At 65.0% G+C, this 14,347-nt stretch carries 16 protein-coding genes and 1 tRNA gene; 12 read left to right on the top strand and 5 right to left on the bottom strand.

The window, feature by feature from the left end; translation table 11 throughout:
- Positions 1 to 74: 74 nt before the first annotated feature.
- Entirely contained in the window at positions 75 to 500 is a 426-nt protein-coding gene (locus AC1RQP_RS13650) for an organic hydroperoxide resistance protein (protein ID WP_061023501.1), read from the bottom strand.
- 152 nt (positions 501 to 652) lie between these two features.
- Between AC1RQP_RS13650 and AC1RQP_RS13645 the strand changes: the two genes are divergently transcribed.
- Positions 653 to 1,114, top strand: a complete 462-nt coding sequence (locus tag AC1RQP_RS13645) for a MarR family winged helix-turn-helix transcriptional regulator (RefSeq protein WP_061879961.1) — start codon at positions 653 to 655, stop codon at positions 1,112 to 1,114.
- Positions 1,115 to 1,118: 4 nt separating this feature from the next.
- On the opposite strand, the gene AC1RQP_RS13640 is transcribed toward AC1RQP_RS13645, so the two are convergent.
- From AC1RQP_RS13640 to AC1RQP_RS13630, 3 genes are all read right to left on the bottom strand, one after another.
- Positions 1,119 to 1,358 carry a GIY-YIG nuclease family protein gene (locus tag AC1RQP_RS13640; RefSeq protein WP_492937364.1) on the bottom strand — a complete coding sequence of 80 codons (240 nt, stop codon included), beginning with the start codon at positions 1,356 to 1,358 and terminating at the stop codon, positions 1,119 to 1,121.
- Positions 1,359 to 1,493: 135 nt separating this feature from the next.
- Positions 1,494 to 1,569, bottom strand: a tRNA-Ala gene (locus AC1RQP_RS13635).
- A 96-nt stretch (positions 1,570 to 1,665) separates the two neighbouring features.
- Positions 1,666 to 2,076 (bottom strand): TIGR02300 family protein, encoded by a 411-nt coding sequence (locus tag AC1RQP_RS13630; protein WP_035673723.1) that lies wholly within the window; start codon positions 2,074 to 2,076, stop codon positions 1,666 to 1,668.
- Between the two features lie 160 nt (positions 2,077 to 2,236).
- Between AC1RQP_RS13630 and aroA the strand changes: the two genes are divergently transcribed.
- The 8 genes from aroA (at position 2,237) to trpB (ending at position 10,487) form a co-directional block, all read left to right on the top strand.
- Positions 2,237 to 3,574, top strand: a complete 1,338-nt coding sequence (aroA, locus tag AC1RQP_RS13625; protein WP_492937363.1) for a 3-phosphoshikimate 1-carboxyvinyltransferase — start codon at positions 2,237 to 2,239, stop codon at positions 3,572 to 3,574.
- Positions 3,571 to 4,209 carry a (d)CMP kinase gene (gene cmk / locus AC1RQP_RS13620; RefSeq protein WP_131870510.1) on the top strand — a complete coding sequence of 213 codons (639 nt, stop codon included), beginning with the start codon at positions 3,571 to 3,573 and terminating at the stop codon, positions 4,207 to 4,209. Before aroA ends, cmk begins: the two co-directional genes overlap by 4 nt.
- 266 nt (positions 4,210 to 4,475) lie before the next feature.
- Positions 4,476 to 6,182: a 30S ribosomal protein S1 gene (gene rpsA, locus AC1RQP_RS13615; protein WP_061879957.1), complete on the top strand. Its 1,707-nt coding sequence runs from the start codon at positions 4,476 to 4,478 to the stop codon at positions 6,180 to 6,182.
- Between the two features lie 345 nt (positions 6,183 to 6,527).
- The gene (gene sppA / locus AC1RQP_RS13610) at positions 6,528 to 7,508 is read left to right on the top strand and encodes a signal peptide peptidase SppA (RefSeq protein ID WP_239628476.1); all 981 of its coding nucleotides are present in this window, start codon (positions 6,528 to 6,530) and stop codon (positions 7,506 to 7,508) included.
- Between the two features lie 171 nt (positions 7,509 to 7,679).
- Positions 7,680 to 7,985 carry an integration host factor subunit beta gene (locus AC1RQP_RS13605; protein WP_008539997.1) on the top strand — a complete coding sequence of 102 codons (306 nt, stop codon included), beginning with the start codon at positions 7,680 to 7,682 and terminating at the stop codon, positions 7,983 to 7,985.
- Positions 7,986 to 8,141: 156 nt separating this feature from the next.
- Positions 8,142 to 8,534, top strand: a complete 393-nt coding sequence (locus AC1RQP_RS13600) for a lipopolysaccharide assembly protein LapA domain-containing protein (RefSeq protein WP_492937362.1) — start codon at positions 8,142 to 8,144, stop codon at positions 8,532 to 8,534.
- A gap of 67 nt (positions 8,535 to 8,601) precedes the next feature.
- Entirely contained in the window at positions 8,602 to 9,273 is a 672-nt protein-coding gene (locus AC1RQP_RS13595; protein ID WP_492937361.1) for a phosphoribosylanthranilate isomerase, read from the top strand.
- Positions 9,270 to 10,487 (top strand): tryptophan synthase subunit beta, encoded by a 1,218-nt coding sequence (trpB, locus tag AC1RQP_RS13590; RefSeq protein ID WP_492937360.1) that lies wholly within the window; start codon positions 9,270 to 9,272, stop codon positions 10,485 to 10,487. The genes AC1RQP_RS13595 and trpB overlap by 4 nt, the downstream gene beginning before the upstream one ends.
- A 79-nt stretch (positions 10,488 to 10,566) precedes the next feature.
- On the opposite strand, the gene AC1RQP_RS13585 is transcribed toward trpB, so the two are convergent.
- The gene (locus AC1RQP_RS13585) at positions 10,567 to 10,911 is read right to left on the bottom strand and encodes an endonuclease domain-containing protein (protein ID WP_492937358.1); all 345 of its coding nucleotides are present in this window, start codon (positions 10,909 to 10,911) and stop codon (positions 10,567 to 10,569) included.
- Positions 10,912 to 10,983: 72 nt separating this feature from the next.
- Here AC1RQP_RS13585 and trpA point away from each other — a divergent pair, with 72 nt between their 5' ends.
- The 3 genes from trpA to AC1RQP_RS13570 all read left to right on the top strand — a co-directional run bounded on the left by trpA (position 10,984) and on the right by AC1RQP_RS13570 (position 14,212).
- On the top strand, positions 10,984 to 11,820 hold the full coding sequence (trpA, locus tag AC1RQP_RS13580; RefSeq protein ID WP_492937357.1) for a tryptophan synthase subunit alpha: 837 nt from the start codon (positions 10,984 to 10,986) through the stop codon (positions 11,818 to 11,820).
- A 110-nt stretch (positions 11,821 to 11,930) separates the two neighbouring features.
- Positions 11,931 to 12,872, top strand: coding sequence for an acetyl-CoA carboxylase, carboxyltransferase subunit beta (gene accD, locus AC1RQP_RS13575; protein WP_239628466.1), 942 nt, complete (start codon positions 11,931 to 11,933; stop codon positions 12,870 to 12,872).
- Positions 12,869 to 14,212 (top strand): bifunctional folylpolyglutamate synthase/dihydrofolate synthase, encoded by a 1,344-nt coding sequence (locus AC1RQP_RS13570; protein ID WP_492937356.1) that lies wholly within the window; start codon positions 12,869 to 12,871, stop codon positions 14,210 to 14,212. Before accD ends, AC1RQP_RS13570 begins: the two co-directional genes overlap by 4 nt.
- Positions 14,213 to 14,347 lie beyond the last annotated feature (135 nt).

The raw sequence follows: 14,347 nt of genomic DNA, 5'->3' as shown, positions 1-14,347 counted from the left end.
ATCCCGCAGAATGGCAAATCAGGGGAAACGGCCGGCCCGAGGGGAATCCCGGGCCAGCCCATCCGCACTCCCGATCAGACGACCGTCAGGCGAACGTCGACATTGCCGCGCGTGGCATTGGAGTAGGGGCACACCTGATGCGCCTTTTCGACCAGCGCCTCGGCCTCGGCGCGGGCAAGGCCCGGCAGCGAGACGGCCAGGTCGATGTCGAGGCCGAAGCCGCCCTCGGAGCGCGGGCCGATGCCGACGGTCGAGGTGACGGAGGCGTCGGCCGGCACCTTCGGGCCGCCCTGCGAAGCCACGAACTTCATCGCGCCGATGAAGCAGGCGGCATAGCCGGCCGCGAACAGCTGCTCGGGATTGTTGCCGGCGCCGCCACCGCCGCCGAGCTCCTTCGGCGTGGTGAGCTTGACGTCGAGCGCGCCGTCGAGGGTCGCGGCATGGCCGTCGCGGCCGCCGGTGGCTTTTGCGCTGGTCTTGTAGAGGACGTTCACGGACATTGTGGTCTCCCTGATCTTGGGTGGGTGCGATCTTTATTGCAGGCAATTAGATTGTGCGCAATTGAAAATGCGACGTCTCACATTTAATTGTTCGCAATTGAATGTGGCGCCGACCGGCCCCACAATGCCGCCGAACCTCGTGAGATTCTGCAATGGCCCGGAAACCATCGGCAGCGGACGCGCCGCTGCGGCTCGACAACCAGATCTGCTTTGCGGTCTATTCCGCAGCGCATGCCTTCAACCGCGTCTACAAGCCGCTGCTCGACCGGCTCGGCCTGACCTATCCGCAATATCTGGTGATGCTGGTGCTGTGGGAGCGCGACGACGTGCCGGTCAAGGACATCGGCGAGAAGCTGTTCCTGGATTCGGGCACGCTGACGCCGCTGCTCAAGCGGCTCGAGGCCGCCCACCTCGTCAAGCGCACCCGCTCGCGCGAGGACGAGCGTCAGGTGCTGATCGCGCTGACGCCGCAGGGATACGCGCTCAAGGAAAAGGCCCGCGCCGTGCCGCAGTCGATCCTGGCGGCGTCGGATTGCTCGGTGTCGGAACTGGTCGCGATGAAGGACGAAATCGTCGCGCTGCGCGACAGGCTCAATGCGGTGATCGGGGAGTAGGGGGTTAGAGGCGCTTCTTGGCGAAGGCGCGGCCGGAGTGAGACTTCAGGTACTTCTCAAACGCCAGAGCTTTGTACTTGTCGGGAAAGGCGCAGTACCAGATCAACTTCCAAGGCTTGTACTTAGCGGTGTGGCTGGATTTGCCGGCATTGTGTTCCGGGATTCGCCGCTTCAGATCTTCCGTGGCGCCGATGTATTCCTGGTCAGGAAATTCAACGCTTCTGAGAATGTAGACGTACCACATTGCTGGCTGTCGCGTGGGTCGTCATTGGGCTGGTGTCTCACCTGTCCGTCTTCGCCCTTCGGGCTACGCCGGACACCACGCTTCACCCTTCGGGCTCTGCGCGGCTGCGCCACGCGTAGCCCGAAGGGCGAAGCGTGGTGGAGCCAGGCGGGATCGAACCGCCGACCTCTTGCATGCCATGCAAGCGCTCTCCCAGCTGAGCTATGGCCCCTTAATTCTTCACCGGGGTGAACCTGGTCGATCACCCCGGACCGGCGAGCCCTTTCGACTCGCGCGGTGCACCCTTTTTCACAGATCAGGGCTGATCTCAAGTCTCTTCATCACCTCCGACGTCACCAATGATGTCGGTCACGTCCTCATCGCCCTCTTCCTCGTCGGCAATGAAGGTCGAATCATCGTCATCGTCGTCGTCGATGGTCTCATCGACCTCGATATCATCCTCGGATTCCGGCACGACGGCCTTGACCTTGCCGGTATTTTCCTCGGCATCGGCCTCCTCGAGGGAAACCAATTCTTCGGCCTCCGCCGGCTCCGGCGCGGCATCCGCTGTCGCCGCGTGCCGGGCTTCGGCGCCGCGGGGGACGCGAGCGGGCGCCACCGGAGCGATCGGCACCACCTCGCCGGTATAGGGCGAGATCACCGGATTCTTGTTGAGGTCATAGAACTTCTTGCCCGTGGTCGGGCAAATACGTTTAGTTCCGAGTTCGGACTTGGCCACGGCAGGAATCCTGGGAATGTCTGAAAAGCGGTGCTTCACTTGGCTAGTTGGCGGCCCGCTGTCAATAGCGCATTACAGGAGAACGACATGCCCGTGACGAGGCGCGGACCATGTGATACCTGCGCCGCAGCCCGGTGAGGGCGCATCCAAGGACACAATCTTGACCCATTCCGACCAACCGAGGCCGCTCCAGGCCCGCGCCAGCGGTCCTCTGACCGGGAAAGTACGGGTGCCCGGGGACAAATCGATCTCTCACCGCGCCCTCATCCTGGGCGCGCTCGCGGTCGGCGAGACCGGGATTTCAGGCCTGCTGGAGGGCGAGGACGTCCTCAACACAGCCAAATCCATGCAGGCGCTCGGCGCCAGGGTCGAGCGTACCGGCGATTTCGCGTGGAAAGTGCAGGGCGTGGGCGTTGGGGGCTTCGCCCAGCCCAAGGCGCCGCTGGATTTCGGCAATTCCGGCACCGGCTGCCGGCTGGTCATGGGCGCCGTTGCCGGCTGCCCGATCTCGGCGGTGTTCGACGGCGACGCCTCGCTGCGCAGCCGCCCCATGCGCCGGATCCTCGATCCGCTGGAAAAGATGGGCGCCAGGGTCGTGTCCGGGAGCGAGGGCGGCCGTCTGCCGCTGACCCTCCAGGGCGCGCGCGATCCGCTGCCGATCACCTACAGGACCCCGGTCGCCTCGGCCCAGATCAAATCGGCCGTGCTGCTGGCGGGCCTGGCTGCGCCGGGCACTACGACCGTGATCGAGAGCGAGGCCAGCCGCGACCACACCGAGCTGATGCTGAAGCATTTTGGCGCCGACATCACCTCGGTCCAGGAAGGCCAGCACGGCCGCCGCATCACGCTGGTGGGCGAGCCCGAGCTGCATGGCGCCAATGTCGTCGTCCCCGCCGATCCCTCTTCGGCGGCCTTCCCGATTGTTGCGGCGCTGGTCGTCGAGGGCTCCGATATCGTGCTGTCCGACGTCATGACCAATCCGCTGCGCACCGGTCTGTTCACCACGCTGCGCGAAATGGGCGCCTCGATCGAGGAGAGCGAAGTGCGGGGCGATGCCGGCGAGCCGAGGGCGCGCTTGCGCGTGCGCGCCTCGAAGCTGCGCGGCGTCGAGGTGCCGCCGGAGCGCGCGCCCTCGATGATCGACGAATATCTGGTGCTGGCGGTCGCAGCCTCCTTCGCCGAAGGCACGACGATCATGCGCGGGCTGCAGGAGCTGCGCGTCAAGGAATCCGACCGGTTGGAGGCGACCGCCGCCATGCTTCGCGTCAACGGCGTCAAGGTCGAGGTCTCAGGCGATGATCTGATCGTCGAGGGCCGCGGCCATGTCCCCGGTGGCGGAATCGTCGCCACCCACATGGACCATCGCATCGCGATGTCGGCCCTGGTGATGGGCTGCGCCTCCGACCAGCCGGTGACGGTCGACGACACCGCTTTCATCGCCACCAGTTTCCCGGATTTCATTCCGATGATGCGTTCGCTAGGGGCCGAGTTTTCATGATCATCGCCATCGACGGGCCGGCGGCCTCGGGCAAGGGGACGCTCGGCAAGCGTCTCGCCCATCATTACGGCTATCGCCACTTGGATACCGGCGTGATCTACCGCGCGGTGGCCTATTCTCTCATGGAGTCCGGCCACGATCTTCGCGACGAGGCGGCGGCGGTGCAGGCCGCGCTGGAGCTCGACCCCGAAAAGTTCGGCAATCCCGCGCTGAAGACCCAGAAGGCCGGCGAGGGCGCCTCGATCGTCTCGGCGATCCCCAGGGTCCGCGAGGTCCTGGTCAACTTCCAGCGGCAATTCGCCGCCGATCCGCCCGGAGCGGTGCTGGACGGCCGGGACATTGGAACCGTGATCTGCCCCCATGCCGACGTGAAGATCTTCGTCGTCGCAGACCCCAAGGTTCGCGCGCGCCGCCGCACCATGGAGGCCAGGGCGAGGGGCGAGGAGGCAGACGAGGCCGCCGTGCTCGCCGACATCATCCAGCGCGACGAACGCGACAAGAACCGGCCGATTGCGCCTTTGAAACCGGCCCCGGATGCTTACTTGCTAGATAACTCCCAACTGGATATAGAAGGCGGCGTCCGGGCCGCCATCGACATTATCGAGGCCGTCCGAGCGGGCCGGTCGCGGGGTTAAGCCGCAGCCGTCATTGGAGGAAGCGCCCGCTCCCGCCTCTTTGATGTCGATACCTCGGTCCCTGTTTCGGGGCCGGCGCAATCCAGGCTCCGGACAAAGATTCCACGTATCGAACGCGCGGGCCTCTGCCGGCCCGCTTCCGCTGTTCCGGCGCCGAGCCGGGGCAGCGAGCGGTCGCTCGAAGGTTTTTGCGGACCTTCCGACACTGCGCGTGCGATGCGCCCATGAACCCAACGGCCGGCAAGAGATCCGCAACTGGAGAACAAATGGCTTCGACTTCTGCTGATACCTATAGCCCTTCGCGTGACGATTTCGCCGCGATGCTCGACGAGTCCTTCGCAGGCGGCAACCTGCAGGAAAGCTCCGTCATCAAGGGCAAGGTGGTTGCAATTGAAAAGGACATGGCCGTCATCGACGTCGGCCTGAAGACCGAGGGCCGCGTTGCGCTGCGCGAATTTTCCGGCCCCGGCCGTGAAAGCGATCTCAAGGTCGGCGACGAGGTGGAAGTGTTCCTCGATCGCATCGAAAACGCGCTCGGCGAAGCCGTGCTGTCCCGCGACAAGGCGCGCCGCGAAGAGAGCTGGGGCAAGCTCGAGAAGGCGTTCCAGAACAACGAGAAGGTCAACGGCGTCATCTTCAACCAGGTCAAGGGCGGCTTCACGGTCGACCTCGACGGTGCCGTGGCGTTCCTGCCGCGCTCGCAGGTCGACATCCGCCCGATCCGCGACGTTGCGCCGCTGATGAACAACTCGCAGCCGTTCCAGATCCTCAAGATGGACCGTCGCCGCGGCAACATCGTCGTCTCCCGCCGCACGGTGCTGGAAGAGACCCGCGCCGAGCAGCGTCAGGAGCTGGTGCAGAACCTCGAAGAGGGTCAGGTCATCGACGGCGTGGTCAAGAACATCACCGATTACGGTGCGTTCGTCGACCTCGGCGGCATCGACGGCCTGCTGCACGTCACCGATATCGCGTGGCGCCGCGTCAACCACCCGACCGAGGTGCTCTCGATCGGCCAGACCGTGAAGGTCAAGATCATCAAGATCAACCACGAGACGCACCGCATCTCGCTGGGCATGAAGCAGCTGCTGGACGATCCGTGGCAGGGCATCGAAGCCAAGTACCCGCTGGGTGCCCGCTTCACCGGCCGCGTCACCAACATCACCGACTACGGTGCGTTCGTCGAGCTCGAGCCGGGCATCGAAGGCCTGATCCACGTCTCCGAGATGTCGTGGACCAAGAAGAACATGCATCCCGGCAAGATCGTCTCGACCTCGCAGGAAGTCGACGTGCAGGTGCTGGAAGTCGATTCCGTCAAGCGCCGCATCTCGCTCGGCCTCAAGCAGACCATGCGCAACCCCTGGGAGGTCTTCGTCGAAGCTCACCCGACCGGTTCGGTGGTCGAGGGCGAGGTCAAGAACAAGACCGAGTTCGGTCTGTTCCTGGGTCTCGAGGGCGACGTCGACGGCATGGTCCACCTCTCCGACCTCGACTGGAAGCTTCCGGGCGAGCAGGTGATCGACAACTACAAGAAGGGCGACATGGTGAAGGCCGTGGTGCTCGATGTGGACGTCGAGAAGGAGCGTATCTCGCTCGGCATCAAGCAGCTCGAAGGCGACCCCTTCGCCGAGCCGGGCGATGTCAAGAAGGGCGCGGTCGTGACCTGCGAAGTGCTCGAAGTGAAGGAGAGCGGTATCGAGGTGAAGATCGCCGGTACCGACTTCACCACCTTCATCAAGCGCTCGGAACTCGCCCGTGACCGCAACGACCAGCGCGCCGAACGCTTCGCCGTCGGCGAGAAGGTCGATGCCCGCGTGATCCAGTTCGACAAGAAGGCCCGCAAGGTCCAGGTGTCGATCAAGGCGCTCGAAGTCGCCGAAGAGAAGGAGGCCATCGCGCAGTACGGCTCTTCCGATTCGGGCGCGACGCTCGGCGACATTCTGGGCACCGCGCTCAAGAACCGCGACAGCAAGTAAGCGAAACGTCCGTTTTGCTGACATCAAGGCCCCGGCGCGAGCCGGGGCTTTTTTGTTGCTGCGTACTCGATTGTCGTCCCGGGGCGCGCGAAGCGCGAGCCCGGGACCCATACCCACAGGGTGCCGTTTGACGACGACTCGGAGTGGGCGCCTCGCGTTACACGCCTCCCTGTGATTATGGGTCCCCGCCTTCGCGGGGACGACACCGAATATGTGGCGGCCTCCTGCCTACCCCGCCGCAGGCCTTCATTTCTTCAAATTGCGCCGCAATTGATGTATCCAGATAAGCCAATGGTCACGCTGTGACGGCACAACGCGCCCAGCCTTTCATTTGGAGATATTCCGATGTCGCTCGATTCGGACATCATCGTCGATCGCCGCAGGATCCGCCGCAAGCTGACGTTCTGGCGTGTGATGGCCGCGCTGATCGCGATCGCGGCGATCGCGAGCTTCGCGCTGATCGCGACACCGGGGGCGCGCGGCACCTTCGCATCCGCCGGCTCGATCGCGCGCGTTCATATCGATGGATTGATCCGCAGCGATTCCGAGCGCACCCAGGCGCTGGAGCGGCTGGAGAATTCGGCGGCCGCCGCCGTCATCGTTCACATCAACTCGCCGGGCGGCACCACTGCCGGCTCCGAGCAGCTCTACGACTCGCTCACCCGCCTGAAGGCGAAGAAGCCGCTGGTCGTCGTCGTCGAGGGTCTCGCCGCATCGGGCGGCTACATCACGGCGATCGCGAGTGACCACATCATCGCCCAGCAGAGCTCGCTGGTCGGCTCGATCGGCGTGCTGTTCCAGTACCCCAACGTCTCCGAGCTGCTGAAGACCATCGGCGTCAAGGTCGAGGAGGTGAAGTCCTCGCCGCTGAAGGCGGCACCCAACGGTTTTGAGCCGACCAGTCCCGAGGCGCGTGCCGCGCTCGATGCGCTGGTCAAGGATTCCTACGCCTGGTTCAAGGGAATGGTGAAGGAGCGGCGTGGCATGGATGACACGCAGCTCGAAAAAGTCGCCGATGGCCGTGTTTTTACCGGGCGCCAGGCGATCGATCTCAAGCTGATCGACCAGATCGGCGATGAGAAGGCGGCGGTGACCTGGCTGGTCGAGCACAAGGGCGTCAAGAAGGGGCTTCCGGTACGCGATTACAAGCTTCAGCCGCGCTTTGGCGATCTGACTTTCCTCAAGACGGCCGCTGCCGTGACGCTGGAAGCGCTCGGTTTGGGCTCGATTGCGCATCAGATCGGCCAAACCGGGGTCGCGCAGGCGGTCGACCGGCTCGGAATGGATGGCATGCTGGCCTTGTGGCAACCGGCCGCATCAAACTGACGGGAACAGGCGAGTTCCGCAAAGTTTTCTCGCCCTGCGAGTGCCGGCGCAGCACGCTTTTTCGGCATTTGTCACGTATTTTCGCGATGCCCAGCCTTGATTTAGCGTCTTGACAGATCACGGTATTTTCACGGAAATGGTCATCCGCACGCTTCCGGGTCCTATCTCTCGATGATCAAATCCGAACTTGTTCAGCGTATCGCCGAGCACAACCCGCATCTGTACCAGCGGGATGTCGAGAACATTGTGAATGCGATTCTCGAAGAGATCGTAGCGGCGCTTGCGCGCGGTGATCGCGTCGAGCTGCGCGGCTTCGGTGCCTTCTCGGTCAAGCACCGCCCTGCACGCGCAGGGCGCAATCCACGTACCGGCGCCCATGTGCCCGTCGACCAGAAGAGCGTTCCGTTCTTCAAGACCGGCAAGGAAATGCGCGAGCGGCTGAACCGCGACCATCCGGATCCCGGCGCGGCAGACTAAAGCGCGATGTGATCGCGCTTTAGGTTATTGTTTGAGCATGATCTTTTCGGAAAACCGCTGCACACTTTTCCGGAACGTGCTCCAAGGCCGGCCTCAGGGTTTTTCGCGGTCGCGCGCGATACGGCCGCAGGCTTGATTCAAGGCGAGCGAAGCGAGATGCGAAAGTTCCTGACCGCGCTGATCGTGATTCCCTTGGGCGTGATCCTGGTCGCGTTCGCCGTCGCCAACCGGCATTTCGTCACGGTCTCCTTCGATCCCTTCATTTCCGACGACCCGTCGCTGTCGCTGACGTTGCCGCTGTTCCTGCTCCTGATCCTGGTGGCTGCGCTGGGCGTCGTGGTCGGCGGCTCAGCCGTCTGGTTCGGCCAGCGGCGCTGGCGGCGCGCGGCGCGCCGGAATGACGCGGAGGCCCGGACCGCCAGGGCCGAACTGGCCGATCTTCGGGCCCAGACGGCCACAGCGAAGCCCGAGTCCCTGCGGCTTCCCTCTCCCTCCGGGGTGGGCCTGTACGGGCCCGTCGGGCGAGACAAGCAGCGCGCGACGTTGTAGAAGCGGCCCCGACCGAAAGCCCCGTTTTCCGGCCGCGGACCCCGCGGCCTCCATCTGCTTCGAGACCATGTCCCTGCTCGTCAAAATCTGCGGCCTGTCCACGCGGGAGACGCTTCAAACGGCGCTCGACGCCGGTGCCGACATGGTGGGATTCGTGTTCTTTCCGCCGTCCCCGCGACATCTCTCCCTGGAGGCCGGGCGCGAGCTGGGCCGCCAGGTGAAGCAGCGCGCGCTCAAGGTCGCGCTCACGGTCGATGCCGACGACGCCACGCTCGACAACATCATGGATGCGCTGTCGCCGGACATCTTCCAGCTCCATGGCAAGGAGAGCGTGGCGCGGCTGCGCGACATCAAGCAGCGGTTCGGCCGTCCGGTGATGAAGGCGGTCCCGGTCGCAACATCCGCCGATCTCGCCGTTCTGCCGGGCTACGCCGCAGTCGCCGACAGCATTTTGTTCGACGCGCGCGCGCCGAAGGATGCGACGCGGCCAGGCGGCCTGGGGGAGCCCTTCGACTGGCGCCTGCTGGAAAATCTCGATCTGAAACTGCCCTACATGGTCTCGGGCGGGCTTCACGCCGACAACGTCACTGAAGCCCTCCGCGTTACCCGCGCCGGTGGCGTCGACGTGTCCTCCGGTGTCGAGAGCGCCCCCGGCGTCAAGGATTCCGAGATGATCAAGGCCTTCATTCGCGCCGCGCGCGCCAGCCAAAATACAAGCCAAGAGTTGAGTGTTCGATGACCGTCGCCAAACCCAATTCCTACCGCAGCGGCCCCGACGAGCGCGGCCATTTCGGCATCTTCGGCGGCCGCTTCGTCGCCGAAACCCTGATGCCGCTGATCCTCGACCTGGAAAAGGCCTACACCGCCGCTAAGGACGATCCGGCCTTCCAGGCCGAGATGAACGGCTACCTCAAGAACTATGTCGGCCGGCCTTCGCCGCTCTATTTCGCCGAACGCCTGACCGAGCATCTCGGCGGCGCCAAGATTTACCTCAAGCGCGAAGAGCTCAATCACACCGGTTCGCACAAGGTGAACAACGTGCTCGGCCAGATCATGCTGGCGCGGCGCATGGGCAAGAAGCGCATCATCGCCGAGACCGGCGCCGGCCAGCACGGGGTCGCCACCGCCACGCTGTGCGCGCGCTTTGGCCTCGAATGCGTGGTCTATATGGGCGCCGTCGACGTCGAGCGGCAGCAGCCCAACGTCATCCGCATGGAGATGCTGGGCGCCAAGGTGATGCCGGTGCAGTCGGGCACGCGCACGCTCAAGGACGCCATGAACGAGGCGCTGCGCGACTGGGTCACCAACGTGCACAACACCTTCTATTGCATCGGCACGGTCGCAGGTCCGCATCCCTATCCGACGCTGGTGCGCGACTTCCAGTCGATCATCGGCAACGAGACCAAGGCGCAGATGCAGGAGGTCGAGGGACGCCTGCCGGATTCGCTGGTCGCCTGCATCGGTGGCGGCTCGAACGCGATGGGCCTGTTCCATCCATTCCTCGACGATCCCACGGTCGAGATATTCGGAGTCGAAGCCGCGGGCCATGGGCTCACGCAACTGCATGCGGCCTCGATCGCGGGCGGCCGTCCCGGCGTGCTGCACGGCAACCGCACTTATCTCTTGATGGATGCGGACGGCCAGATTCAGGACGCGCATTCGATCTCGGCCGGCCTCGACTATCCCGGCATCGGCCCCGAGCATTCCTGGCTGCACGAGGTCGGCCGCGTGAACTATCTCTCCGCGACGGACGACGAGGCGCTCGCCGCGTTCCAGCTGCTGTCGAAGCTCGAAGGCATCATTCCCGCGCTCGAACCCGCGCACGCCATCGCCAAGGTGATGGAACTCGCGCCGAAACGGCCCAGGGATCACCTGATGGTCGTCAATCTCTCCGGCCGCGGCGACAAGGATGTCCCGCAGGTCGGCGACATCCTGAGGGGCAAGAGCAAGTGAGGCGAGTGTCGCACTCTCTTCACCTCTCCCCGTCGGGGAGAGGTCGGCTGCGAAGCAGCCGGGTGAGGGGTCTCTCCGCTTACTCGAATCTCAGTGAAGATGCGATGAGCTCAAGCACGCCCTCGAGATTCTCGTACACATCCGTGTTCGAGACCCGAATGACGAGGAATCCGCAGGCCTCGAGAACTTCGGTCCTGACCTTGTCGCGTTGGACTTCCGCTGGGCTGAAATGCGTGACGCCATCAACTTCAACGATGAGCTTGCCGTCCAAAGTCACGAAGTCGACGATGTACCGATCAATCGGATGCTGTCGGCGAAACTTCCAGCGGGCGAGCTGCCTGTTGCGCAGCGCCTGCCAAAGCTTTGCTTCGGCACTCGTCTGTGACTCGCGGAGCCTTCGCGCTCTGGACTTGAACCTCTCCATCCCCCTCACCCGGCTGCTTCGCAGCCGACCTCTCCCCGGAGGGGAGAGGTATAGCACAGCGGCGGCCGGATCATGACCACGCGTATCGACACCCGTTTTGCCGAGCTTGCGAAGCAGGGCCGCTCGGCCTTCGTGACCTTCCTGATGGCCGGCGATCCTGATCCGGCGACCTCGCTCGAGATCATCAAGGCGCTGCCGAAGTCCGGCGCGGACGTGATCGAGATCGGCATGCCCTTCACCGATCCGATGGCCGACGGCCCGTCGATCCAGGCTGCGGGCCTGCGCGCGCTCAAGGCCGGCATGACGCTGAAGAAGACGCTCGAGCTGGTGCGCGGCTTCCGCAGGGACGACAACGCGACGCCGATCGTGCTGATGGGTTACTACAATCCGATCTACATCTATGGCGTCGACAAGTTTCTGGTCGACGCCAAGAGCGCGGGCGTCGATGGTCTCATCATCGTCGACCTGCCGCCGGAGGAAGACGACGAGCTCTGCCTGCCCGCGATGAAGGCCGGCCTCAATTTCATCCGCCTGGCGACCCCGACGACCGACGACAAGCGTCTGCCGGCCGTGCTCGCCAACACGTCGGGCTTCGTCTACTACGTCTCCATCACCGGCATCACCGGTGCGGCGGCGGCGGACTCCGCGGCCGTGAGCGAGGCAGTTGCCCGCATCAAGCGGCACACCAAGCTGCCGGTCTGCGTCGGCTTCGGTATCCGCACGCCGGAGACGGCGCGCGCCATTGCCTCGCATGCCAATGGTGCGGTCGTCGGTACCGCACTGGTCGATGCGCTCAGGAACAGCCTCGATGCGGAGGGGCGGGCGACCGGCAAAACCGTCAACGCCGTCGCCGAGCTGACGGCGGCCCTGGCCCAGGGCGTCAAGGGCGCGCCTCAGGCGGCGGAATAGGCCATAGTTCCGCTCTTGAGGAGCGCGCACGGCGGCTTGCCGGACGGGCGCCCGGCGGCCATATATCCTTCAGGCGATCCGCGAAGCGGGTTCGCACATCGGAGCAAACCATGAACTGGCTTACCAATGTGGTCCGGCCGAAGATCCGCAACATGCTGCGGCGGGAGACGCCGGAGAATCTGTGGATCAAATGTCCGGATTCCGGGCAGCTCGTGTTCTACAAGGACGTCGAGGCCAACCAGTTCGTCATTCCCGGCTCGAACTACCACATGCGCATGGGCGCGGTGGCGCGCCTGAAGTCGATCTTCGACAACGAGACCTGGTTCGACGTCGCGCTGCCCGAGGTCACACCCGACCCGCTCAAGTTCCGCGACGAGAAGAAATATGTCGACCGCATCAAGGATGCGCGGGCGCGGACCAATCTGAACGACGCGATCAAGGTCGGCTATGGCAAGCTCGAAGGCTCCGCCGTCGTCGTCGCCGTGCAGGATTTCGACTTCATGGGCGGCTCGCTCGGCATGGCCGCGGGCGAGGCCATCGTGCGCGGGATGGAGCTCGCGGTCGAGAAGAAGTCGCCGTTCATCGTGTTCGCCGCCTCGGGCGGCGCGCGCATGCAGGAGGGTATCCTGTCGCTGATGCAGATGCCGCGCACCACGGTCGCGGTGCAGATGCTGCGCGAGGCAAAACTGCCCTATATCGTCGTGCTGACCAATCCGACCACCGGTGGCGTTACCGCGTCCTATGCGATGCTGGGCGACGTGCAGATCGCCGAGCCCGGTGCGCTGATCGGCTTCGCCGGCGCGCGCGTGATCGAGCAGACCATCCGCGAGAAGCTGCCGGAAGGTTTCCAGCGTGCCGAGTACCTCAAGGAGCACGGCATGGTCGACATGGTCGTGCATCGCCACGAGTTGCGCCCGACGCTGGCGCGGCTCTGCCGACTGCTGACCAAGGCGCCGGCGCTGGAAGGCGCATCGAAATCTGTGCAGCCGGTGGCGAGCCCGGCGCAGATCGTATCGGCCGCCGAGACGGCGCCGGCTGCGCCCCACGCGTGAACGCCTCCTCTGACAGTGCAAAGACACCGCTCGGCGAGCTGATCGGGCGGTTGTCGGCCCTGCATCAGAAGCGCATCGATCTCGGGCTCGAGCGGATGCACCGCCTGCTCGAACGGCTCGGTCACCCCGAAAGCAAGCTGCCGCCGGTGATCCACATCGCCGGCACCAACGGCAAGGGTTCGACGCTGGCTTATCTGCGCGCGACGCTGGAAGCTGCGGGCTTGCGGGTCCACGCCTATACCTCGCCCTATCTCGTCCGCATCAACGAATGCTTCCGGCTCGGCCGCGTGGGCGGCGGCGTGCTCGTCGGTGACGACGAGTTGCGCGCCGCGCTGGAAGAGGTCGAGCGCGTCAATGCCGGCGAGGCCGCGACCGTGTTCGAGTTGAAGACGGCTGCCGCGTTTCACCTGTTCGCGCAGAACCCGGCCGACGTGGTGCTGCTCGAAGTCGGCCTCGGCGGCCGGCTCGATTCGACCAACGTGGTCGATGCGCCGGCGGCCTGCGTCATCACGCCCGTCAGCATGGACCACATGGATTTCCTCGGCGATACGCTGACGTCGATTGCCGGCGAGAAGGCCGCGATCATCAAGCGCGGCGTGCCCGTGATCTGCGCCGAGCAAATGCCGGAGGCAATGGCCGTGATCGAAGCGCAGGCCAAACGCATGCGTGCGCCGCTGCTTGCCGCCAACGAGAGCTGGCACGTCAATGTCGAACGCGGGCGTCTGGTCTATTCCGACGATCGCGGCCTGATGGATCTCCCGGCGCCGCGTCTGTTCGGCCGTCACCAATTCGCCAATGCCGGGCTCGCGATCGCGACGCTGCGGGCGCTTCCGGCCATCAAGGTCAGCCATGCCGCGTTCGAAGCCGGCATCGTCGGTGCCGAATGGCCGGCGCGGATGCAGCGCCTCACCTCGGGTGAACTGCTGTCCTGGGGTCCGCAGGGCTCCGAGATCTGGCTCGACGGCGGCCACAATGCGGAGGGCGGGCGTGTCGCAGCGGCGGCGCTCGGCGATCTCGAGGAGCGGGTGTCGCGGCCGCTGGTGGTGATCGCGGGCATGATGGCCAACAAGGACGCGCAGGGATTTCTCGCCAATTTCGCCGGCCTCACCCGTCATATCATCGCGGTGCCGATTCCCGACATCGAGAACGCAATGCCGGTCGATCGCCTCGCGGATGCCGCGCGCAGCCTCGGCATGCGCGTCGAGACCGTTTCCGGCGTCGAAGCCGCGCTGCGCGCCTTGGCCAAGCTCGCCTACGACGTGCCGCCGCGCATCCTGATATCAGGCTCGCTGTATCTCGCCGGCCACGTGCTGGCGATCAACGGCACGCCTCCTGCATGACGGTCTCGTGTCCCTGACGCGGCGCGGCATGAAATGACGCGGCGCAGAGCCGGGACCCAGGATGCTGCGATATGGGCCCCGGCTCCGCAGCGCATCACTGCGTGCTGCGCTGCGTCCGGGGCACGAGAGTTGGGA

The sequence above is a fragment of the Bradyrhizobium sp. GW821-FHT13H06 genome (assembly GCF_058803975.1).
This window is presented reverse-complemented; position numbering and strand designations above follow the sequence as displayed.